This window comes from Calidithermus timidus DSM 17022, from assembly GCF_000373205.1.
Taxonomy (GTDB): Bacteria; Deinococcota; Deinococci; order Deinococcales; family Thermaceae; genus Calidithermus; species Calidithermus timidus.
On record NZ_KB890687.1, the window covers coordinates 581,710 to 601,073 of the forward strand.

Here is a 19,364-nt window from a genome sequence, read left to right on the forward strand (position 1 = left end):
GGAGCAGGGGGCCTTTGGGGCCTTCGTCCCCGCTCCTCGCGCTTTGCATGGCCTATTTCACCAGCTTGTTGAGCTCGGTTTGGGCATCGGCGATGGCCTGATCTACCGACTTCTTGCCGGTGATCACCGCCTGCAGGGCCTCGTTGATAGGCCGCATCCAGTCGCCGCCATCGTAGGAGCCGAACTTGAAGGGTAGCACGTTTCCGCCCTGCCGGGTCGAGCCGTTGAAGACCACCCGGCTGAGCTCGCCGTACTTGTCGGCGCGCTGGAACACCGGGCTGCCGGCGAGCGCGCTGCGGCTGGGCAGGGCCAGGCCGCGAGAGAGGATCCAATTCTGGGCCTCGGGGCTGGCGAGGGCCCTGAGCACCTTGGCCGCGGCCTGCTTGTTCTTGGAGGCGGCGTTCATGCTCCAGGACACGGTGTAGATGAAATTGCCGCGCTGCTTGGTCACGGGGTCGAGGGGCAGGAAGGTGGTGCCGAACTTCATGTTGGGGGCCTTGTCCTTGAGGAAGCCGCCGATCCAGTTACCTTCGATGGCCACCGCGGCTTTCTCACTGCCGAAGCAGCCTCCAGTCCAGCCTTCACCCAGGTCCTGGGCGTACTTGCCCGCGCCATCCTTGACCAGGCTGGTGTAAAACTCGAAGGCTCGCTTGAAATTGGCATCCAGCACGGTCTTGCCCTGAGCGTTGAAGGGCTTCCAGCCGGTGGCATAGGCGAAGGCCCCAAAGCGAGCGAAGTCGGCCACCACGCACATGCCGGCTACGTCCTTCAGCTTGCTCTGCACCTGCTGGAGCTTGGCCTTGAAGGTCTCCCAGGTGTCGGCCTGGTTGGGGTACTTCACCCCGGCCTCGTCGAAGAGGTCCTTGTTGAACTGTAGCGCCAGGGTGTTGAAGTCCTTGGGCAGGCCGTAGATCTTGCCCTTGAAGCTGAAGGCATTGAGCAGGCTGGGCACGAACACGCCCAATTCCTGCTTGCTGAAGTAGGCGTCCAGCGGCTCGACTTTGCCCGAGGCGAACACCGGCTCCGACCAGAAGATGTCGACGTAGAACAAGTCGCCTGCGGTGCCGGCGGCCAGGGCGTTGAGCAAAGCGGCCTTGTAGTCGCCCTCGATGCCCTGGTACTCGGCGCGGATGCCGTCTTTTTCCAGCGCCGGGTTCACGACCTCCCTCACCAGGCTCGACATGATCGCGGTGTCGTTGCCGCCGAAGCCTTGCAGTTTGACCACGGTCTGGGCCAGCCCGCTGCTGAGCCCCGCTACTGCCAATGCTGCCAAACACAACTTCTTCATGCCCTTCCTCCTCACCACGGTCAACGCTTGCGGGCCGTGGTCTCCCGAACCACCAACTGCACTCCAACCCGCACCCCCCTGGGGGGGGTACGGGAGATGGCCTCTTTCAGCAGCGCCACCGCGGTGGAGGCGATGGCGGGAATTTCCTGGCGCACGGTGGTGAGGGGGCGCTCGAGATCGGGCAGGTCGTCGAAGCCGACCACCGAGACGTCATGGGGGACGTCTAAGCCTAGATCTTCCAGCGCAGCAATGGCCCCCAGGGCCATCTCGTCGGAGGCGGCGAACAGGCCGCTGAAGCGCAGGCCACCCTCCCAGGCCCGCCGTACCGCCCGATAGGCCGGAAGGATGGTGAAGGCCCCGTTGAGCACCAGCTCGGGGCGGTAGGGCACCCCGTAATCCTGGAGGGCCTGGCGATAACCCTCGAAGCGCTCGCGCCCTACCTGCCCGGCTGCACCCAGGTGGGCGATTTCCCGGTGGCCCAGCTCGAGCAGGTGCTGCGTGGCGGCGTAGGCCCCGCCGGGGTCGTCGGGGGCCACCCAGAACATGTTCGGGTGAACCCCCACCAGCACGCTGTTGGGGTGATTTCGGCTCATGCGCTCGAGGCGGGGATCGTGGTCGTGGGCTCCCAGCACGATGTAGCCCGCCGCCGCTTGGAGGGGTTCTCCGGCGGGGCTCATGGACACCTCGACGAGTTGGTAGCCCTCCTGCCACAAAGCCTCGCTGAGGGCTTCGAACATGAGGATGAAGTAGGGCGAGTATTTCCAGATCCTCGGTGTCACCATCACCCCCACCGACTCGATGCGCCCGGCGAGCTCCCTAGCGGCTACCGAGGGGACATAGCCCAGCTGGTTAACCGCCTCCATCACCCGCTGGCGGGTGACCGGATGCACCCCCGAACGGGCGTTGAGGGCCCGGCTCACCGTGCCGGTGGATACCCCGGCCAGGCGCGCCACGTCGTGAATGGTGGGTATACGCTTGCGACTCATGGAACTTGTAAGCGTTTACAAACCGACGATTGGTACTTTATTCTGCCCACCCATGATTGTCAATCCCCTCATTAAGGGAGTTCTTTGATATGGCAATTCGTTCAAAATCTCGAGGCGTATTTTGAATGCGAAAGCGTTTACGAAATCTCCTCCAACCCCCCCAAGCCAAGCTCTTGGTATCGTAGGGGCATGAGCATGAAAGGCCTCGTTCTCGCAGCCGGGCGCGGTACTCGCTTGCGCCCTCTGACCCATACCCGGCCCAAGCATCTTTTTCGCATTGCAGGCAAGCCGATTATTCACTACGCCCTCGAGAATCTCCGCGAAGCCGGGATTCGCGAGGTAGGGATCGTGGTCTCCCCCTACAACAAGGAGGATTTCCAGCTCTCCCTCAACGACTTTCCCGGCATCGACCTCGAGTACATCGTGCAGGAGGAAGCGCTGGGGTTGGCTCACGCCGTTGGGGTGGCGCGGGAGTGGCTGGATGGCAGCCCCTTTGTGCTCTACCTGGGGGACAACCTGTTTCAGCGAGGCATCACCCCCTTCACCCAGGCTTTCCAGCCGGGGGTGAGCGCGGTGATCGCCCTGGTCAAGGTGTCCGATCCCCGCCAGTTCGGGGTGGCGGTGCTGGACCCTCAGGGACGCGTCGTGAGGTTGCTGGAGAAGCCTAAGGACCCTCCTTCCGACCTGGCCGTGGCCGGGGTCTACGTGTTCGGGCCGGAGATCATGGAGGTCATCGCTGCCCTCAAGCCCAGCGCGCGTGGAGAATACGAGATCACCGATGCCATCCAGGGCCTCATCGACCGGGGCCGAGAGGTGCTGGGCCGCGAGATCGAGGGCTGGTGGAAGGACACCGGGCGGCCCGGCGACCTGCTCGATGCCAACCGCCTGTTGCTGGTGGAGCAGCCCAGCCCCCTTCCCGTGCTCAAGGGCCATGTCAGCGACAGCCAGATCACGGGGCGGGTGGTGGTCGAGGAGGGGGCGGTGGTGCGCAATTCGACCATCCTGGGGCCGGCCCACATCGCCGCCGGAGCTCATGTCGAGAGTGCCTACATCGGCCCCTTCACCTCGGTGGGGCCGGGGGCGACGGTGCGGCGGGCCGAGGTGGAGTTTTCCATCCTCGAGGAAGCTGCGACGCTAGAAGACGTGCCCCTGCGGCTGCACGAGTGCATCCTGGGGGTAGGCGCCAAGGTGGGCAGCCGCAATGGCCTGCCCCGCGCCCACAAGCTGGTGCTGGGGGATCTGTCGAGCGTGGAGTTGGGCTAGAGAAGTGCCGGACGGCGATGAGCGGATAGCCGATGACGAGGGGTCACCCATTCACCGCTTTCCCTGCCGGTACTGGCGCAGGTACTCGAGGTCCTCTGCCACCAGGTCGTCGCGCCCAGCCAAGAACTCGAGGTGGTGGCGCAGCTCGTGGAGGAGGGTCTCCCAAATTTCTCCCTCCCAATCGAAGCCGGGGTAAGCAACGGCGCAGAAAGAGCCGTAATAGAGCGCGATGTGACGACCCAAGCCCTCGAAGCCGCCCAGCACCGTGGGGTAGCCGGGGCTCAGGTACTCGCCCAGGCGGAACAGCTCCGGCTCGTCGGGGTCGCGCTTGGAACGCTCGAGGACGTGCATCCCCTGCAAGCCGCGCTTGAAGGGCTCGGGGATCTGGTCCCACAGGCGATAAGCTGTCTCGAGGAAGCGCTCGAAGGTCATCCTCGTACAGTGTGTCTCCTCGAGATGAACTTCGGATAAAGCGAGCCCACAAAGCGCCACCGGGGCACCGCGGTTTTGCCCCTTAGGCGACACTGATGGAATCTATCTAAAATTCTACCTCCAGACTGCGCAGCGCCTGACGAATCTGACGTACCTGAGCCGCTATACGAACGGGCGCGTTCACCGCGCCGAAGCCATCGTAGTTGCGCCGCTGTGTGATCTCGAAAAAGAACAGGTCGGCGAAGGTTTGGGTATAGGCGTGAAAGAACTCCCCCTCTGTGCTTTGGTCGTAGAGCACGTTGTAGCGACGCATGGATTCCAGCAATTCGCTCTCCAGCGCGTAGCGGGCCTCGAGGTCGAGGTAGTAGTTCTCTGGGATGGGCAGAAGCTTCACCCCGTTGGCCTCCAGCGCCGCCAGGGTGGCGAAGATGTCCGAGGTGGCGAAGGCGATATGCTGCACCCCGCCCCCGTAATAGGCGCTCAGAAAGCGCGAGGCCAGGGTGCCGGTGTTCTGTGAGGCGTTGAGTACCAGCCGCAAGGAGCGTTGGGGGTTTTGCATGGCTTGGCTCTGGATCAGGCCGCTGGGATCGGGAATCTCGGTGAGGTCGGAGGCCTCCAGGCCCAGCACCGTGCGGTAGAAGAGCCTCCAGGAGAGGAGCCGGGCGGGGGGCATCACCTGGGCTACGTGGTCTACCGCCTCCAGGCCCACTCCTGGCCCCGCGGTCTCCAGTGGCTCGAGGTCTTCGCCCCAAGAGGAATGGGACTCCAACAGGTACAGCAGGCTACCCTCCAGGCCGCGCAGCGCGGGCAGGGGCTGCTCTGGCAGTACGGTGGGGACTGCGCGGTAGGCCTCGGCCCTGGCCAGAGCTGCTTGCAGCGCGGTGACCTCGAGGGCCAAGGCGCACACCGAGGTGCCGTGTACCAGATTGTAGGCGTGGGCAAAGCCCTCCTTCTCGGCGTTGACCACCAGCTTGATGCGCCCCTGTTGCCACAGGCTCACCTGCCTGGAGCGGTGCTTTCGGGTGCGGCGAAACCCCATGCGCCGTAGAAACTCTTCCAGCTCTACCGCCTCTGCCTCGCTGGCGCAAAACTCGATGAAGCCCACCCCGCGGCACTCCGGCGGCGGCGGCAGGCTTTGGGGATTGGCCAGCTCCCGCAGGTACACCAGCGAGCGATAGCCGTCCAAGGCTACCTCCCGTGGGGGGATGGAGCGGAACTGGTCGTTGAAGATTTCCAGGGAGACAAAGCCCGCGTAGCGGGTAGCGACCAGCGCCTGCATGAACTCCGCCAGGGGAAGCTGGCCCTGTCCGGGGAGGTTGCGGAAGTGACGGCTCCAGGGCAGCAGGCCCATCTCCAGCCGGGGTGCGTCGGCCACTTGCACCAAGAAGATCTTCTCCTTGGGGATGCGGGGGATCGTCGAGAGCGGCAAATCCTGAGCGAGGATGTGGAAGCTGTCGAGGATGGTGCCCACCGCGGGGTGGTCGGCCCGGCGCACCACCTCCCAGGCGTCGCGGTAGTCGTGGATGTGCCGGCCCCAGGCCAAAGCCTCAAAACCCACCCGCAGGCCCCGTCGCCGGGCCCGCTCACCCAGCTCGTAGAGGTCCTCGGCGGCCCGCTCGAGGCCCCCCTGGCTATGGGGGGAGACGTTCGAGCACACCAAGAGCAAATTCGTGCCCAGCTCTTCCATCAGGTCGAACTTGCGCTCGGCCCGCTCCAGAGCCTGGCTGCGCTCGGGCTCGGGCATCCCTTCGAAGTCGCGAAAGGGCTGGAAGGCCACGATCTCTAGACCCAACTCGCGCGCGAAGGCTCCCAACGCGCGGGGGCTGCCCTCGAAGCTCAGCAGATCGTTCTCGAAGAGCTCCACTCCTTCGAAGCCCGCCGCGGCGATGGCCTCGAGCTTGCTCCGCAGGTCACCGCTGAGAGATACCGTGGCGATGGATGTGCGCATGCTTCCTCCCTACCAGAGCAGCACCGCCTTGGCCTGGGGTAGCCGCCCGCTCAGCAGCAGGTCGAAGGTTTCCTGCACTTGGGTGAAGGGGCGCACCACCGCTAGCTCATCGGGTAGCTCGGCCAGCAGGCGGGTGGCGCGGGAAAAATCGTCGTGGGTGAAGACGTAGGCCCCCTTGAGGCCGATCTCCTGCAAGACCAGGCGCTGGAGGGGGAGGGCGGCCTCCACCGCCTCCAGCCCGACCAGCACCACTTGTCCTCCGGGTCGGACGTGCGAGGCGGCCAGGTCAGGGGTGGCTTGGGCGCCCACGCAGTCGAGGGCTAGGTCGTAGAAGCCGCTGGGGGCCTCGAGCACCCCCCGCACAAAGCCCAGCTCCTCCAGCCAGGCCCGCCGCAGGGGGTTACGCTCGACCACCCAGACCTCCGCCCCGGCCCGTGCGGCCAGCCAGGCCGCCAGGGTTCCGATGGCCCCGCCCCCGATCACCAGCACGTTGCGACCCAACATCCCCCCGGCCAGCTCCACCGCCCGCAGCGCTACGGCCAGCGGCTCGCACAGCGCTCCTTTCCAGATGGGAAGCCCCTCGGGCAGGGGGTAGAGCTGGGCCAGGGGCAGCCTGATCTGCTGGGCGAAGCCCCCGGGGTAGTGGAAGCCTACGTTGCCGCGTTCGGTGCAGAGGTTGGAAAGCCCTCGGCGGCAAGGGTCGCAGCGTCCGCAAGCCACCAAAGGGTTCACCGTCACTGCCCGGCCCAGCCACTCCGGCGGGCCTTCTTGCACCGTGGCGGCGATCTCGTGCCCCAGCACCAGCGGTGGGCTCCAGCGGGCCCGCATGGCGGAGGTGCCCTTGTAGACGCTGAGGTCACTACCGCAAACGCCACAGGCGGCGACCCGCAAAAGCACTTCCCCTTCCTGGGGGGGCTCGAGCTCGCGTACCACCAGCCGTCCAAAGTCCTCGAGCACTACTGCGCGCATGGGGCTCACTCCTCCGGCTTGGCCAGGCTGGCGAGCATCCTGAGCTGGTTGAGTTTGCGCCACTGCCGGTAGCGGATGCTTAGCACCAACGCAACGAGGAGCACGTTGGCCAAAGCCAGAAGGATGGCCACGGGACGCTCGAAGAAGCTCGCGAAGCTCCAGTGAGTCTTGATCATGCTCACCATGAAGTGCTGCTCGAGCAAAGGCCCCAGCACCATCCCTAGCACCACCAGCCCTAGGGGAAAATCTCCCTGCCGCAACACGAAGCCCAAAGCCCCCAATGCCGCCAACAGGTAGAGATCGAAGGGGTTGCTGTTGACGGCATAGGTCCCCACCACGCACAGCCCCAGCACCGCCCCCATGAGCACCCGCGTGGGAATTTTCAGCAAGGCGTTCACGATCAAAGCGCTCAGGTAGCCGCCCAAGGGCATGACAACTGCGCTTACCAGGAAAAAGGCCAGGTAAATCTGGGCCACCAACGCGCCGTGCTTGCTAAAAAGCTCGGGGCCAGGAGTGATGCCCATTGCCAAGAACATCCCCAGCAGAATAGCCGTGAGGGTATCGCCAGGCAGCCCCAGGGCCATGGCCGGGATCCAGGCTCCCGCCACCGCGGCGTTGTTAGCGGTGGTTCCGTCCAGGGCTACCTGCTCCGGACGTCCCTTCTGCATGCGCCGCAGATTGCTGGAAATCCAGGCCGCAATGTCTGAGCCGGCTCCCGGCAGAAAGCCCACAAAGGTGCCCAAGACCGATGATCGCAGCAGCGAAATGCGCTCCTCCCAGCAGAACTTACCGGCTTCCTGGAAGTATTCCCGGAAGATGGCCCTCCCCCCCAGCCCCTCGGCCTGAGCCTGGGGCGGGCGGCTTTGGTTTTGCTGGAGCAGGTGGTGCAAGACCTCGCTTACTCCAAAAAAGGCGATCAGGGCCACGATGAAGTCTATGCCTCCCAGCAGGCTTGGCTGGCCGAAGGTGAAGCGGGGGTTGCCTAGGGCAGGATCATAGCCGATGGTGGCCAGAAGCATTCCTAGACCAAAGGCGATGGCCCCCTTGAGCACCCGGGGTACCGCCAGGATGCCGCTTAGAATGCCCAGCAGCACCAGCCAGAAGTACTCGAAGGAGGAAAACTGCTTGGCCAAGGCCACCAGCCCCAGCGAGCCCACCACCAAAAACCCCAGCCCAATCAGGCTGCCGACGGCGGAGGGTAGAGAGGCAAGCCCCAGAGCGAAGGCCGGGGAGCGCTTCTTGGCCACCTCGTGTAGCTCCTCGGTATAGGCTGCCGAGGCCGGAGTGCCGGGCATCCGCATCAGTACTGAGCCGATGTCTCCGGCGAAGATGGCCGTAGCGGTGATACCGATCAGGGCCGCTAGGGCTACCTGGGGGCCTAAAAACAGCAAAACGGGGATGGCCAGGCTGATGGCCAAGGTGGCGGTGAGGCCGGGGATGGCCCCAAAGATGGCCCCGTATAGCGAGCCCAAGACGAGGGCCAGAAGGGCTTCTGGACTCAGGAAGCTCATCCATACACTCCTAGGAAGCGCTGAAAGAGCACGTAGACTACAAAGGTCACCACCCCGCCGCTGAGCAGAGCCACCCCAGGGCGCACTCCTAGCAAAAGGGCTCCCATCAAGGTATATATGCCGGCGGTTGGGGCCAGCCTAAGCTGGCCCAGGAGCCAAGGGGCCAGAGCCAGAGCTAGAAGGGCTAGCAGAACCCGACCCTCGCCCCCCTGCAGCTTGCCCTTCTTGCTCCGTTCCTGCCACAAAAGCCCCAGCCCGCTTACAAGCAGCACCACGCCCAGAATGCTGGGGAAGAGGGCCGGGCCGGGATAGCCCCCCTCCATCTGGGGCAGACCCCGGCTCAGGAGAAGGGCCAGTACGCCCAGGGCTGCTGCCAGCAGGGCTGCTACCCGTTCCCAGACCTGCATTGCGTTCACACCAAGCCCCTTTTAGAACTTGAGCTCGAGCTGCTGCACAATCTGCTGCATGGCCTTGGTGCGTTCCTCTAGGAAGGCCAGGCTGGCCTTGCGGTCAAGGTGGTTGATGACCAGGTTGGCGTTGTTCATGAAGCGCACGAACTCTGGGTCCTGCACGGCCTTGGCGAAGGCTTTGTCGAGTTGGTCTACCACAGAGGGCAGGGCAAACTTGGGAGCCGCCGCCATCAGGAAGGAGGCGAAGGTCCAGTCGATGCCCAGCTCCTTCAGGGTGGGGATGTCCGGGAAATTCGCGAAGCGCTTTTCGGTCATGAAGGCCAGAAAGCGGGCCTCGCCGGCCTTGACCAGGGCGCTGGCCTCGCCGATGGAGACGAAGGCCACGTTAATTCCACCGGAGATCAGCTCTTGTAAGGCGGCAGCCGCTCCCTGCGTGGGCACCCAGGGCAGCGCGGTGTCCTTGAGCCCGATGCTCTTGAGGAAACCTAGGCGGGCGAAGTCGTAGGAGCCCCACTTGGCCGTACCCGAGGCTTTGTACTTGCCGGGGTTCTGCTTGAGGTCGGCGACGAGTTCCTGGGCCGTCTTCCAGGGGGCGTCCTTGCGCACTACGATGGCCACGGGATTGAGCACCAGCAGGGAGATGGGGGCAAAGGCGCTGGCGTCGATCTTGGTCTGGGCTACCCAGGGCGGTAGCACCACCTCCAGGGTGATGATGCCGATGGTGTAGCCGTCCGGGCGCCCCTGGGCAATGGCTCCGTGTCCCACCGCGCCACCGCCACCGGTGCGGTTGACCACCTGGACCGGCACGCCAAGGGACTTCTCCAGCACCGGGGCCAGGGCTCGGGCCGTGAGGTCCGTGGAGCCTCCTGCCGACCAGGGCACGATCATGGTGATGGGACGGGTAGGGTATTTTTGCGCCATCCCCATTATCGCGAACAGCACCATCCCCAGAATTGCCAGCAGCGCAAACCACCTTTTCATCGCGTTCCTCCCTTCTTCACTTACAGCAAGACCTACAGGAGCTGATGCCTTGGTTGTAAGAGAAGCAGGGTCACTATAACCGAGGTGCCACTCAAAATTCAACTGGCATCTCAGTTCGATTTGAGCTAGACTGGCTTTGTGATCGGCTCCCCCGACCTCGAGACCCTCCCTCTGCGCGAGCAGGCCTATTTGCGCATCAAGCAGCTCATCCTCGACGAGGAGATCCGGGCCAACAGCTTCCTCTCCGAGCGCACCCTGGCCGAGCAGTTGGGCATGAGCAAGACCCCGGTACGCCTGGCCATCGCCCGGCTCGAGCACGAGGGCTATGTGCGGGTCTCACCGCAACAGGGCATCGTGGTACTGGCCCTGACCTTTGAGGAAATCCTGGACTACATAGACTTCCGCCTGGCCCTGGAGAGCTTCGTGGTCAAGGGGCTGGCCACAGCCCCCAGCCCCGAGCGGGCGGAGGCCCTGCAGGCCCAGCTCGCCGAACAGGCCCGGGTGGTGCACGACCCCAAGAGCACCCGTCAGGCCCTGGTGCGCGCGGATATGGCCTTTCACCGCTTCCTGGCCGCCCTGTGGGGCAACCGGCCCATCTTGCAGGCCCTCGAGCGGCAGCAGGAGGTGCTCTACCGCATCGCCATGCGCATCTTCCAGAAGTACCCCGACCGGCGCGAGCAGAGCTTTGCCGAGCACCAGGCCCTCTGCCGCCTGATTGCCGAGGGGCGGCAGGCCGAGGCGGTGGCCCTGATCAGCCAGCACATCTTGCGGATTAAGTCCCTCCTCATTGGCGCTGAAGGATAGGGGGCATTTTGTGCGTATAGCGCACAATGTTCACAAAGCGAACATACTGTGCTACACTGCGCAGCATCATGAACGCCCACGCCCCGACCCTGGAGGCCGAGCCCGCCCGGAGCGAAGCGGAGGGCTTTTTCGTGGAGGCCCTGGCCCGGGGGCTTGCGGTGATCCGCTGCTTCGACGAGGCCCACGAGCGCCTGACCATCAGCGAGGTGGCCCGCCTCACCGGCCTTAGCCGGGCCACCGCTCGGCGCTCGCTCCTTACGCTGAGCGCCCTGGGCTACGTGGCCACCGACGGCAAGCAGTTCTGGTTGACTCCTAAGATCCTGAGCCTGGGCCACGCCTACCTTTCCTCCACCCCTTTGCCCCGTTTGCTCCAGCCGGTGCTGGAGGAGCTGAGCGCCGAGCTGCACGAGTCCTGCTCGGCCAGCATCCTGGACGGGGAGGAGATCGTCTACATCGCCCGGGCCGCCACCCGACGGGTGATCTCGGTGGGCCTGGGGGTGGGCAGCCGCCTTCCGGCCTACTGCACCTCGATGGGGCGGGTCTTGCTGGCGGCGCTGGAGCCGGAGGCCCTCGAGGCCTACCTGGCCCGCACCCCCCTGCGCCCCCTTACCCCCCACACCCTCACCGACCCGGCCCGGCTCTGCCAGGAGCTGGAGCGGGTGCGGCAGCAGGGGTACGCCCTGGTAGACCAGGAGCTCGAGCTCGGCCTCAGGTCGGTGGCGGTGCCGGTGCGCAACGCCCGGGGCCGGGTGCTGGCGGCCATGAACGTGGGGGTGCAGGCCGGGCGGGTGAGCCGGGAGGAGCTCGCCGAGCGGGTGCTGCCGGTGCTGCGCCAGGCTGCGGCCTCGCTGGTGCCGCTTTTGGGGGTCTAGAGGTGGCTATGACGCGCTTCGCTAAGGTCAACGGCATCGTCCTGCACTACCGGCTCGAGGGGGCCGGCCCTCCGGTGGTCTTCATCAACTCGCTGGGCAGCGACCTGCGCATCTGGGACGCCCAGGCCCAGGGGCTTGTCCCCTACTTCCAGGTGCTGCGCTACGACAAGCGCGGCCACGGCCTCTCCGAGGCCCCGCCCCCGCCCTACGCCCTGGCCGACCACACCCAGGACCTCAAGGCCCTGCTCGACCACCTGGCCCTGGAGCAGGTCAGCCTGGTGGGCATCTCGGTGGGGGGGCTGATCGCCCTCGACTTCGCCCGCACCTACCCCGAGCGCACCCGCGCTTTGGTGCTGATGGACACCGGGGCCCGCATCGGGAGCGTGGAGAGCTGGAACGAGCGCATCCGGGCCATCGAGGAGGCCTCGCTGGCCGAGGTGGCCAAGGGCGTCATCGCCCGCTGGTTCACCCCGGCCTTCTTCCGAGAGAAGCCCGCCGCGGCCCAGGGCTACTACCACATGCTCGCGCGCACCCCGGTGGAGGGCTACATCGGCACCTGCGCAGCCCTGCGCGACGCCGACTTTCGGGGGGAGCTAGGGGCGGTGCGGGCCCCGGCCTTGGTGCTCTGCGGGGCCCAGGACCCCTCCACCCCTCCCGCGCTCTCCGAGGCGTTGGCCCAGGAGCTCAGGGCCCCCCTGCGGCTCATTGAGGGGGCCGCCCACCTGCCCTGCCTCGAGCAGCCCGAGGCTACCTTGAGTGAGATCCGCGCCTTCTTGGAGGTCTACGGTGGACGATAAATACGAACGCGGGCTGGCCAACCGCCGGGCGGTGCTGGGGGCGGAGTACGTGGACCAGGCCCAGGCCCGCACCACCCCCTTCGACGCCGATTTCCAGCGCTTCATCACCGAGTACGCCTGGGGCGAGGTCTGGGGGCGGGAGGGGCTGGCGCGCAAGACCCGCCACCTGCTCACCCTGGCCCTGCTGGCGGCTTTGGGCCACGAGCACGAGCTAAAGATGCACCTCAGGGCCACCGCCCGCACCGGGGTGAGCCCCGAGGAGGTGCGCGAGGTGTTCATGCAGGTCGCGGTCTACGCCGGCCTCCCGGCGGCCAACCGGGCCTTTGCCATTGCCAAGGAGGTCTTGAAGGAGGAGATATGAGCCACCACGAGAGCCCAAGCCGCGTGCTGGACTGGAGCGTCCAGCCCCCCTACCTCTACAGCCCCTACGTGGCCACCGTGCGCCGGGCCCCCCACCACCCTCTGGTACCCTTGCCGGCCTCGCTATTGGAGCGCACCGGCCCGGTCTACGGCGAGGGGGATATCGGGCCTCTAGACCACGACCTGACCCAAAACGCGGCCAAAAACGGCGCACCTTTGGGTGAGCGGATCATCGTGACGGGCCGGGTACTCGACGAGAGCGGCCGGGGGGTGCCGGGGGTTCTGATCGAGATCTGGCAGGCCAACGCCGCCGGTCGCTACATCCACAAGAACGACCAGCACGACGCCCCCCTCGACCCCAACTTCGTGGGGGCCGGCCGCACCCTGACCGACGACCAGGGCTACTACCGCTTCATCACCATCAAGCCGGGGGCCTACCCCTGGCGCAACCACCACAACGCCTGGCGGCCCGCCCACATCCACTTTTCCCTGATTGGGCGTAACTTCAGCGAGCGGCTGGTAACCCAGATGTACTTCCCCGGCGATCCTTTGCTCAAGTACGACCCCATCTACCAGGGCATCCCGAACATCAAGGCCCGTGAGCGGCTCATCTCGAGCTTCGACCTCGAGACCACCCGCCCCGAGTGGGCCCTGGGTTACCGCTTCGACATCGTGCTGGCCGGTTTTGAGCGCACCTACTTCGAGGAGGAGCACTGATGCGTCCCCAGTCGCCCAGTCAGACCGTGGGCCCCTTCTTCGCCTTCGCCCTGGTGCGCGAGGGGGGCAACATCCTGGTGAACGAGGAGACCCAGGGCGAGCACATCCTCCTGCGCGGGCAGGTGCTGGATGGGGACGAGCAACCGGTAGACGACGCCTTGGTGGAGATCTGGCAGGCCGACGCCCAGGGGCGCTTCCGCCACCCCGCCGACCCCAACTACGCCCTGGCCGACCCCCACTTCCGCGGCTTTGGCCGCTCGGGCACCGCCTCGGGGGGCTTCTGGTTCCGCACCGTCAAGCCCGGCCCGGTGCCCCCCAGCCCGGTGCCCTGCATCGCGGTGCGGGTCTTCGCCCGGGGGATGCTCATCCACGCGGTGAGCCGCGTCTACTTCTCCGACCACGACAACACCCAAGACCCCCTCTTCGCCAGCCTCGACCCAGAGCGCCGGGAGACCCTGGTGGCCGAGCGCCAGCTCACCCCCGCGGGCGTGGTCTACCGCTGGGACATCCGGTTGCAGGGGCCGCACGAGACCATCTTCTTTGACCTCTAGTATGGCCTACCTACCCCAGGAAAGCCGACTCTTGGGCCGGGTCTTCGGCGATCCGGAGATGGCCGCCTTGTTCTCGGACGAGCGGGGGCTTGGGGCGATGCTCGAGGTCGAAGGGGCCCTGGCCTGGGCCCAGGCCGAGCTGGGCCTGATTCCCCCGGAGGCCGCCCAGGCGATTGAGCGGGCCATCGCGGGCTTTACCCCCGACTGGGAGGCCCTGGCCCAGGCCACCGAGCGCGACGGGGTGCCGGTGGCTGGGCTGGTCTCGGCGCTGCGGCGGGCGGTGGGGGCCCCCTACGAGCGCTACCTGCACTACGGGGCCACCACCCAGGACATCTTGGACACTGCCCTGGTGCTGCGGCTGCGCGAGGCCCTGGCCCTTCTGGAGGGCCGCCTGCGCGGGGTACTTCGCCACCTGCTAAAGCTGGCCCAGCGCCACCTCCACACCCCCATGGCCGGGCGCACCCACGCCCAGCAGGCCCTGCCCATCCCCTTCGGCTTCAAGGTGGCGGGCTGGATGGCCCCATTGCTGCGGCACCTGGAGCGGTTGGGGGAGCTAAAGGGGCGGCTTTTGGTGGTGCAGCTTGGGGGGGCGGTGGGCACCCTGGCCGCCTTGGGCGAGGAGGGGCCCCGGGTGCAGGAGGCCCTGGCCCGGCGGCTGGGGCTGGGCCTGCCCCCCATCCCCTGGCACACCGCCCGCGACAACCTGGCCGAGCTGGCGGGCTGGCTCTCCTTGCTCAGCGGGAGCCTGGGCAAGATGGCCCAGGACATCCTGCTTTTGGCCCAAAGCGAGGTGGGCGAGGTGCGCGAGAGCGCCCAGGAGGGGCGGGGCGGCTCCTCCACCTTGCCGCAGAAGAGCAACCCGGTGCAAAGCGAGGTGGTGGTGGCTGCGGCCCGGGCCAACGCGGCGCTTTTGGCGGCCTTGCACCAGGCCCAGATCGCCGAGCACGAGCGGGCCACCCACGCCTGGCAGCTCGAGTGGCTCACTCTGCCCTCCATGTTCGCCCACGCCGCCGCCGCCTTGAAGCAGGCCCTCGAGCTCTGCCAAAACCTGGTGGTGGACGAGGCCCGGATGCGGGCCAACCTGGCCGCCTCCCAGGGGCTCTTGCTGGCCGAGGCCCTGCAGTTCGCCCTGGCCCCCCACCTGGGGATGGAGCCGGCCAAGGCCCTCTTGCGCGAGGCAGTGCGGGTGGCCCGGGCCGAAGGGCGGCACCTGGTGGAGGTGGTGCGGGAGCGGGCCGAGGTGCCCCTCCCTTGGGATTCGTTCCGGGAAGAAGCCTACCTGGGCGCCGGGCCGCACTTTGCCGCGCGGGTGCTGGCCTGGGCCCAGGATTTGCTCAGGGAGGAAGCTTGAAGAAGGTACCCCAGATTACCCCCGAAGAGGCCGCCGCCATGGTCAAGGACGGCGATGTGCTCCTGGTGGGCGGCTTTGGCATGACTGGCAACCCGGTGCACCTGCTGCACGCCTTAGCCGAGCGCCCGGTGAAGAACCTCGTCTACGTGGCCAACAACGTGGGCGAGGCCGGGCTGGGCGGAGGGCGGCTTTTGCGCAACGGGCAGATCAAGAAGGCCATCGGCTCCTACTTCACCTCCAACCCCGAGGCGGTGCAGGCCGCCTTGCGGGGCGAGCTCGAGGTGGAGCTCATACCTCAGGGCTCCCTGGCCGAGGCCCTGCGGGCCGGGGGGGCGGGCCTTGGCGGGTTTTACACCCCTACCGCTGCTGGCACCCTGCTGGCCAAAGGCCGCGAGACCCGGGTTATTGGTGGGAAGGAATATGTCTTCGTCGAGCCCATCCGGGGCAACGTGGCCTTTATCCGGGCCTGGAAGGCCGATACCGCGGGGAACCTGGTCTACCGCATGACCGAGCAGAACTTCAACAAGGCCATGGCCACCGCCGCCGATTTGGTCATCGCCGAGGTGGAGCAGATTGTGCCGGTGGGCGCGCTGGACCCCAACCACATCCACACCCCCGGCTGCTACGTGGACTACCTGGTGGAGGCCAAGATGACCCCGGAGCTGCTGGGCTCCTCGGCCTCGGTGGAGGGGAGCAAAAAGGCCGACCCCAAGCGCCTGGCCATGGCCCGCCGGGCCCTGCAGGAGCTCAAGCCGGGCGACGTGGTCAACCTGGGCATCGGGATTCCCACCCTGGTGGCCGACCTGATCACCCCCGAGATGGGCATCATCCTGCACACTGAGAACGGCATGCTGGGGGTGGGGCCGGCCCCGGAGGATGGCGGGGCCATGGACTACCCCGTCAACGCGGGGAAGATTCCCGTCACCGCCCTGCCCGGGGCCAGCTACTTCGACAGCGCCGACTCCTTCGCCATGATCCGCGGCGGGCACGTGGACGTGGCCATCATGGGAGGGCTCCAGGTAGATGAACAGGCCAACCTGGCCAACTGGGCGGTGCCGGGCAAGCCCTTGCTGGGGGTAGGGGGTGCAATGGATCTGGCCTCGGGGGCCAAGAAGCTCATCATCACCATGACCCACACCAACCCCGACGGCTCCCCCAAGATTGTCCCCGAGTGCGACCTGCCCCTCACCGCGCGCAACGCGGTGGACTTGGTGATCACCGAGCTGGCGGTGTTTGGTTACCCGGAAGGGCAGCTCACCCTTTTGGAGCTGATGCCGGGGGCGAGCCTGGAGGAGGTGCGGGCCAAGACCGCGGCCCGGTTTATCGCTAAGCTGTGACGGTGTGTTTGTCTCGATAACCCCCGTTAGGTGGGGATCGCCCAGCCCCCCACGGCGTCGGGCAAGCTAAGTTTGGTCTAGGCCATCCGGCGCGAGGCTACCCCTTACATTCTGCGCCCATGCCTCCGGCTACACTGGGCGTGTGGAGCGGGAAATTGTTAACCCCAACAATTTCGCCAAGCAACGGGCCAGCAGCGAGGCTGAGACTCTGGCTCGGCGCGTATTTTTTCACGATTTCCTGCACCGCCTGCGGGGTCAGCCCAACGACCTTTTGCCCTTCGACGCCGTCAGCCGCCTGCGCCCCAAGGGTGAGCACTACCTGGGCCTGCGTACCATCGAGGTGGACAAGATCGTAGGCTCAGTAGACCGCTACGGCGATTTCGACGAGCACTTTCTGCCCAAGGAGCCCCACACCATCGAGCGCTGGACCCGCCTGCGCGAAGCCCAGCTCGAGGGCACCGAGTTCCCGCCCATCGAGGTCTATCAGGTGGGGGGGGCCTACTTCGTCAAGGATGGCAACCACCGCACCGCTTTAGCTAAGGCCCAGGGGCAGCACTACATCGATGCTTACGTGATCGCCCTGGACGTGCCGGTGGACTTGAGCCCCGAAGACACCCTCAAGGACGTGATCCTCAAGGGCGAATACGCCCACTTCCTCGAGCAGACCAAACTCGACCGGCTTCGCCCTGACCACGAGCCGATCCTCTTTAGCAAGGCTGGGCGCTACGACGTGCTGCTCGAGCATATCCGCACCCATCAGTACTTCATGGGCCTCGACCAGAAGCGCCACGTGACCTGGGAAGAGGCCGTAGTCGACTGGTACGATAAGCTCTACGCCCCTACTGTGCAGGAGATTCGCGAGCAGAAGCTGCTCAAGAATTTCCCTGGCCGCAACGAAGCCGACCTTTACCTATGGGTCTCCGATCACCGCTACTACCTCTCGCAAGCCCTGGGCCACGACATCGGCGCGGAGGAGGCCACCCTCTCGGCCCAGCGCACTGCACCCAGAGGCCCCTTGAGCCGGGCGCTGGAATGGGTGAGCGGCCTGTTCCGTCGCCGCGGCTTTGAGGGGGCGCTAAACGTCGATGGCCGATAGCCTAGGCAGAGGCTGAGAAAGCGCGTTCACGAGACCGACGAGCTTGCGCTCCGCCCGAAAAGTGTATACAGTATACACGTGACCGAATTTCAGCGTCCCAGCTCGGTGCGCGAGGCGGCTTACCTGCACCTGCGTGAGTCCATCTTGAGCGGGATTCTCTCGCCGGGGACACGCATTTCCGAGCCGGGGTTGGCCGAGAGCTTGGGCATCAGCCGCACGCCGGTGCGGGAGGCCCTGCAGCGCCTGAGCCAGGAGGGGCTGGTCGAACTCTCGCCGGGCCGGGGGGCCCGTGTGCGGGTGATCACGCCCCAGGAGGTGCGCGAGGTCTACGAGGTGCGGGCCTTGCTCGAGGCCGAGGGGGCCCGGCTGGCGGCCCTCAACGCCACGAGGGCCGAGCTCGAGGCCCTGGAAGAACGGCTGCAAACCCTCGACCGCATCCCTGCCGAGGAGTACGCCGAGCAGATGCGCGTGGACTTCGAGTTCCACAGCCTGCTGATGGAGGCCAGCCACAACCGCACGTTGGCGCGGATCTACCAGGACCTGCGTTCCGGGCTGGCGCTGGTGCGCGCGCACCAGCAGACCCTCTCCCAGCACCCCAAGACCCGCGAGCAGCACCATCAAATCCTCAAAGCCCTTCAGCAGCGCGAGGCCGAGCAAGCCGCAAGGGCTGCCCGGGCCCACGTGCTCTACTTCATGGAGATCGTGCTCGAGGCCGCCCAGCGGCAGGGAGGAAAAGAGTGGACCTAACCCAAAGCTACCGCTCGTTCGTGTTGGCTATCGCCCAGAACGAGACCTTCAAGAAGCTCGTCATGACCCGCGGCAAGAACTTCTCGCGCCGCTTCGTGGCTGGGGATACCCTCGAAGAAGCCCTGGCGGCGGTGGATGCGCTCGAGCGTGACGGTGTGCACGCCATCTTAGACCTGCTGGGCGAGATGGTCACCTCCGAGGCACAGTCGCGCGGCTTCCAGGCCGAGATCATCCGGCTGGTCCAGGCCTTGGGCGCTCGACCTTACCCGCGCTACGTGGCGCTCAAGCTCACCCAGCTAGGTCTCGACCTCTCCGAAGACCTAGCTTTTTCGTTGATGGCCGATATCCTGGCCGAAGCCCGCAAGGTCGAATGCTTCGTGCGCATCGATATGGAGGACAGCCCCCGCGTCGATGCCACCTTGCGGGTCTACCGACGGCTGCGTGAGGGGGGCTTCGACAACACCGGGGTGGTGTTGCAGAGCTACCTCAAGCGCACCGAGCGCGACCTGGAGGAACTGCTGCCGCTCAAGCCCGCCGTGCGCATCGTCAAGGGGGCTTACAAGGAGCCCGCCGAGGTGGCCTTCCAAGACAAGCGCATCATCGACAGCCAGTACCTATTGCTCGCCAAGAAGGCCCTCGAGCACGGCCTTTACACCGCCATTGCCAGCCACGACCCCCGCATCATCGCCGAGATGAAGCGCTGGACTGCTGAGCGAGGCATCGGCAAGGAGCGCTTCGAGTTTCAGCTGCTCTACGGCGTGCGCCGCGACGAACAGAAGAGGCTCGCCGCCGAGGGGTATACCGTACGGGCCTACGTCCCCTACGGCACCGACTGGTACCCCTACCTCTCCCGCCGAATCGCCGAGCGCCCGGAGAACCTGATCTTCGTGGCCCGCAGCCTGGTGCAGGGGTGAGCGATGCCTGACGAAAGACGCCTTGACCCT

Annotated in this window: 20 protein-coding genes; 12 read left to right on the top strand and 8 right to left on the bottom strand. The window is 66.2% G+C overall.

Going from position 1 to position 19,364, the window contains the following annotated elements:
* Positions 1-52: 52 nt before the first annotated feature.
* Complete coding sequence (locus B047_RS0102890) at positions 53-1,288, bottom strand: extracellular solute-binding protein (RefSeq protein WP_018465451.1); 1,236 nt, start codon at positions 1,286-1,288, stop codon at positions 53-55.
* Positions 1,289-1,308: 20 nt separating this feature from the next.
* Positions 1,309-2,274: a LacI family DNA-binding transcriptional regulator gene (locus tag B047_RS0102895; RefSeq protein WP_018465452.1), complete on the bottom strand. Its 966-nt coding sequence runs from the start codon at positions 2,272-2,274 to the stop codon at positions 1,309-1,311.
* Between the two features lie 195 nt (positions 2,275-2,469).
* Here B047_RS0102895 and B047_RS0102900 point away from each other — a divergent pair, with 195 nt between their 5' ends.
* The gene (locus B047_RS0102900) at positions 2,470-3,537 is read left to right on the top strand and encodes a glucose-1-phosphate thymidylyltransferase (protein ID WP_026234520.1); all 1,068 of its coding nucleotides are present in this window, start codon (positions 2,470-2,472) and stop codon (positions 3,535-3,537) included.
* A gap of 51 nt (positions 3,538-3,588) precedes the next feature.
* Here B047_RS0102900 and B047_RS0102905 read toward each other — a convergent pair whose 3' ends face one another.
* The 6 genes from B047_RS0102905 to B047_RS0102930 form a co-directional block, all read right to left on the bottom strand.
* Positions 3,589-3,969, bottom strand: a complete 381-nt coding sequence (locus B047_RS0102905; RefSeq protein ID WP_018465454.1) for a metallopeptidase family protein — start codon at positions 3,967-3,969, stop codon at positions 3,589-3,591.
* Between the two features lie 106 nt (positions 3,970-4,075).
* Positions 4,076-5,917, bottom strand: a complete 1,842-nt coding sequence (locus B047_RS0102910) for a bifunctional sugar phosphate isomerase/epimerase/4-hydroxyphenylpyruvate dioxygenase family protein (protein WP_018465455.1) — start codon at positions 5,915-5,917, stop codon at positions 4,076-4,078.
* A 9-nt stretch (positions 5,918-5,926) separates the two neighbouring features.
* A complete protein-coding gene (locus tag B047_RS0102915) occupies positions 5,927-6,886 on the bottom strand; it encodes an alcohol dehydrogenase catalytic domain-containing protein (protein ID WP_018465456.1) in 960 nt (319 codons plus the stop codon).
* Between the two features lie 5 nt (positions 6,887-6,891).
* Positions 6,892-8,397 (bottom strand): tripartite tricarboxylate transporter permease, encoded by a 1,506-nt coding sequence (locus B047_RS0102920; RefSeq protein WP_018465457.1) that lies wholly within the window; start codon positions 8,395-8,397, stop codon positions 6,892-6,894.
* Entirely contained in the window at positions 8,394-8,804 is a 411-nt protein-coding gene (locus B047_RS0102925) for a tripartite tricarboxylate transporter TctB family protein (protein ID WP_018465458.1), read from the bottom strand. Before B047_RS0102925 ends, B047_RS0102920 begins: the two co-directional genes overlap by 4 nt.
* 21 nt (positions 8,805-8,825) lie before the next feature.
* Positions 8,826-9,788, bottom strand: coding sequence for a tripartite tricarboxylate transporter substrate binding protein (locus B047_RS0102930; RefSeq protein WP_026234522.1), 963 nt, complete (start codon positions 9,786-9,788; stop codon positions 8,826-8,828).
* Positions 9,789-9,926: 138 nt separating this feature from the next.
* Between B047_RS0102930 and B047_RS0102935 the strand changes: the two genes are divergently transcribed.
* From B047_RS0102935 to B047_RS0102985, 11 genes are all read left to right on the top strand, one after another.
* Positions 9,927-10,592, top strand: a complete 666-nt coding sequence (locus B047_RS0102935; protein WP_018465460.1) for a GntR family transcriptional regulator — start codon at positions 9,927-9,929, stop codon at positions 10,590-10,592.
* A 68-nt stretch (positions 10,593-10,660) separates the two neighbouring features.
* Positions 10,661-11,464, top strand: coding sequence for an IclR family transcriptional regulator (locus tag B047_RS0102940; RefSeq protein ID WP_018465461.1), 804 nt, complete (start codon positions 10,661-10,663; stop codon positions 11,462-11,464).
* An 8-nt stretch (positions 11,465-11,472) separates the two neighbouring features.
* Complete coding sequence (gene pcaD / locus B047_RS0102945; protein WP_018465462.1) at positions 11,473-12,261, top strand: 3-oxoadipate enol-lactonase; 789 nt, start codon at positions 11,473-11,475, stop codon at positions 12,259-12,261.
* A complete protein-coding gene (pcaC, locus tag B047_RS0102950) occupies positions 12,251-12,622 on the top strand; it encodes a 4-carboxymuconolactone decarboxylase (RefSeq protein WP_018465463.1) in 372 nt (123 codons plus the stop codon). The genes pcaD and pcaC overlap by 11 nt, the downstream gene beginning before the upstream one ends.
* Entirely contained in the window at positions 12,619-13,338 is a 720-nt protein-coding gene (gene pcaH, locus B047_RS0102955; protein WP_018465464.1) for a protocatechuate 3,4-dioxygenase subunit beta, read from the top strand. Before pcaC ends, pcaH begins: the two co-directional genes overlap by 4 nt.
* A complete protein-coding gene (pcaG, locus tag B047_RS0102960) occupies positions 13,338-13,889 on the top strand; it encodes a protocatechuate 3,4-dioxygenase subunit alpha (protein WP_018465465.1) in 552 nt (183 codons plus the stop codon). Before pcaH ends, pcaG begins: the two co-directional genes overlap by 1 nt.
* Before the next feature lies 1 nt (position 13,890).
* On the top strand, positions 13,891-15,240 hold the full coding sequence (gene pcaB, locus B047_RS0102965; protein ID WP_018465466.1) for a 3-carboxy-cis,cis-muconate cycloisomerase: 1,350 nt from the start codon (positions 13,891-13,893) through the stop codon (positions 15,238-15,240).
* Positions 15,237-16,577 (top strand): 3-oxoacid CoA-transferase, encoded by a 1,341-nt coding sequence (locus B047_RS18510; RefSeq protein WP_018465467.1) that lies wholly within the window; start codon positions 15,237-15,239, stop codon positions 16,575-16,577. The genes pcaB and B047_RS18510 overlap by 4 nt, the downstream gene beginning before the upstream one ends.
* Before the next feature lie 142 nt (positions 16,578-16,719).
* Positions 16,720-17,673: a DUF4032 domain-containing protein gene (locus tag B047_RS0102975; RefSeq protein WP_018465468.1), complete on the top strand. Its 954-nt coding sequence runs from the start codon at positions 16,720-16,722 to the stop codon at positions 17,671-17,673.
* A gap of 78 nt (positions 17,674-17,751) precedes the next feature.
* On the top strand, positions 17,752-18,420 hold the full coding sequence (locus tag B047_RS0102980; RefSeq protein WP_018465469.1) for a GntR family transcriptional regulator: 669 nt from the start codon (positions 17,752-17,754) through the stop codon (positions 18,418-18,420).
* Complete coding sequence (locus B047_RS0102985) at positions 18,411-19,334, top strand: proline dehydrogenase (protein ID WP_018465470.1); 924 nt, start codon at positions 18,411-18,413, stop codon at positions 19,332-19,334. The genes B047_RS0102980 and B047_RS0102985 overlap by 10 nt, the downstream gene beginning before the upstream one ends.
* The last annotated feature ends 30 nt before the right edge of the window (positions 19,335-19,364 follow it).

Coding starts and splice junctions, on each gene's coding strand:
- B047_RS0102895 (WP_018465452.1), bottom strand. CDS start 2,274: ATGAGTCGCAAGCGTATACCCACCATTCACGACGTGGCGCGCCTGGCC.
- B047_RS0102940 (WP_018465461.1), top strand. CDS start 10,661: ATGAACGCCCACGCCCCGACCCTGGAGGCCGAGCCCGCCCGGAGCGAA.
- B047_RS0102905 (WP_018465454.1), bottom strand. CDS start 3,969: ATGACCTTCGAGCGCTTCCTCGAGACAGCTTATCGCCTGTGGGACCAG.
- pcaH (WP_018465464.1), top strand. CDS start 12,619: ATGAGCCACCACGAGAGCCCAAGCCGCGTGCTGGACTGGAGCGTCCAG.
- pcaG (WP_018465465.1), top strand. CDS start 13,338: ATGCGTCCCCAGTCGCCCAGTCAGACCGTGGGCCCCTTCTTCGCCTTC.
- B047_RS0102910 (WP_018465455.1), bottom strand. CDS start 5,917: ATGCGCACATCCATCGCCACGGTATCTCTCAGCGGTGACCTGCGGAGC.
- B047_RS0102890 (WP_018465451.1), bottom strand. CDS start 1,288: ATGAAGAAGTTGTGTTTGGCAGCATTGGCAGTAGCGGGGCTCAGCAGC.
- B047_RS0102930 (WP_026234522.1), bottom strand. CDS start 9,788: ATGAAAAGGTGGTTTGCGCTGCTGGCAATTCTGGGGATGGTGCTGTTC.
- pcaB (WP_018465466.1), top strand. CDS start 13,891: ATGGCCTACCTACCCCAGGAAAGCCGACTCTTGGGCCGGGTCTTCGGC.
- B047_RS0102915 (WP_018465456.1), bottom strand. CDS start 6,886: ATGCGCGCAGTAGTGCTCGAGGACTTTGGACGGCTGGTGGTACGCGAG.
- B047_RS0102925 (WP_018465458.1), bottom strand. CDS start 8,804: ATGCAGGTCTGGGAACGGGTAGCAGCCCTGCTGGCAGCAGCCCTGGGC.
- pcaD (WP_018465462.1), top strand. CDS start 11,473: ATGACGCGCTTCGCTAAGGTCAACGGCATCGTCCTGCACTACCGGCTC.
- B047_RS0102900 (WP_026234520.1), top strand. CDS start 2,470: ATGAAAGGCCTCGTTCTCGCAGCCGGGCGCGGTACTCGCTTGCGCCCT.
- B047_RS0102920 (WP_018465457.1), bottom strand. CDS start 8,397: ATGAGCTTCCTGAGTCCAGAAGCCCTTCTGGCCCTCGTCTTGGGCTCG.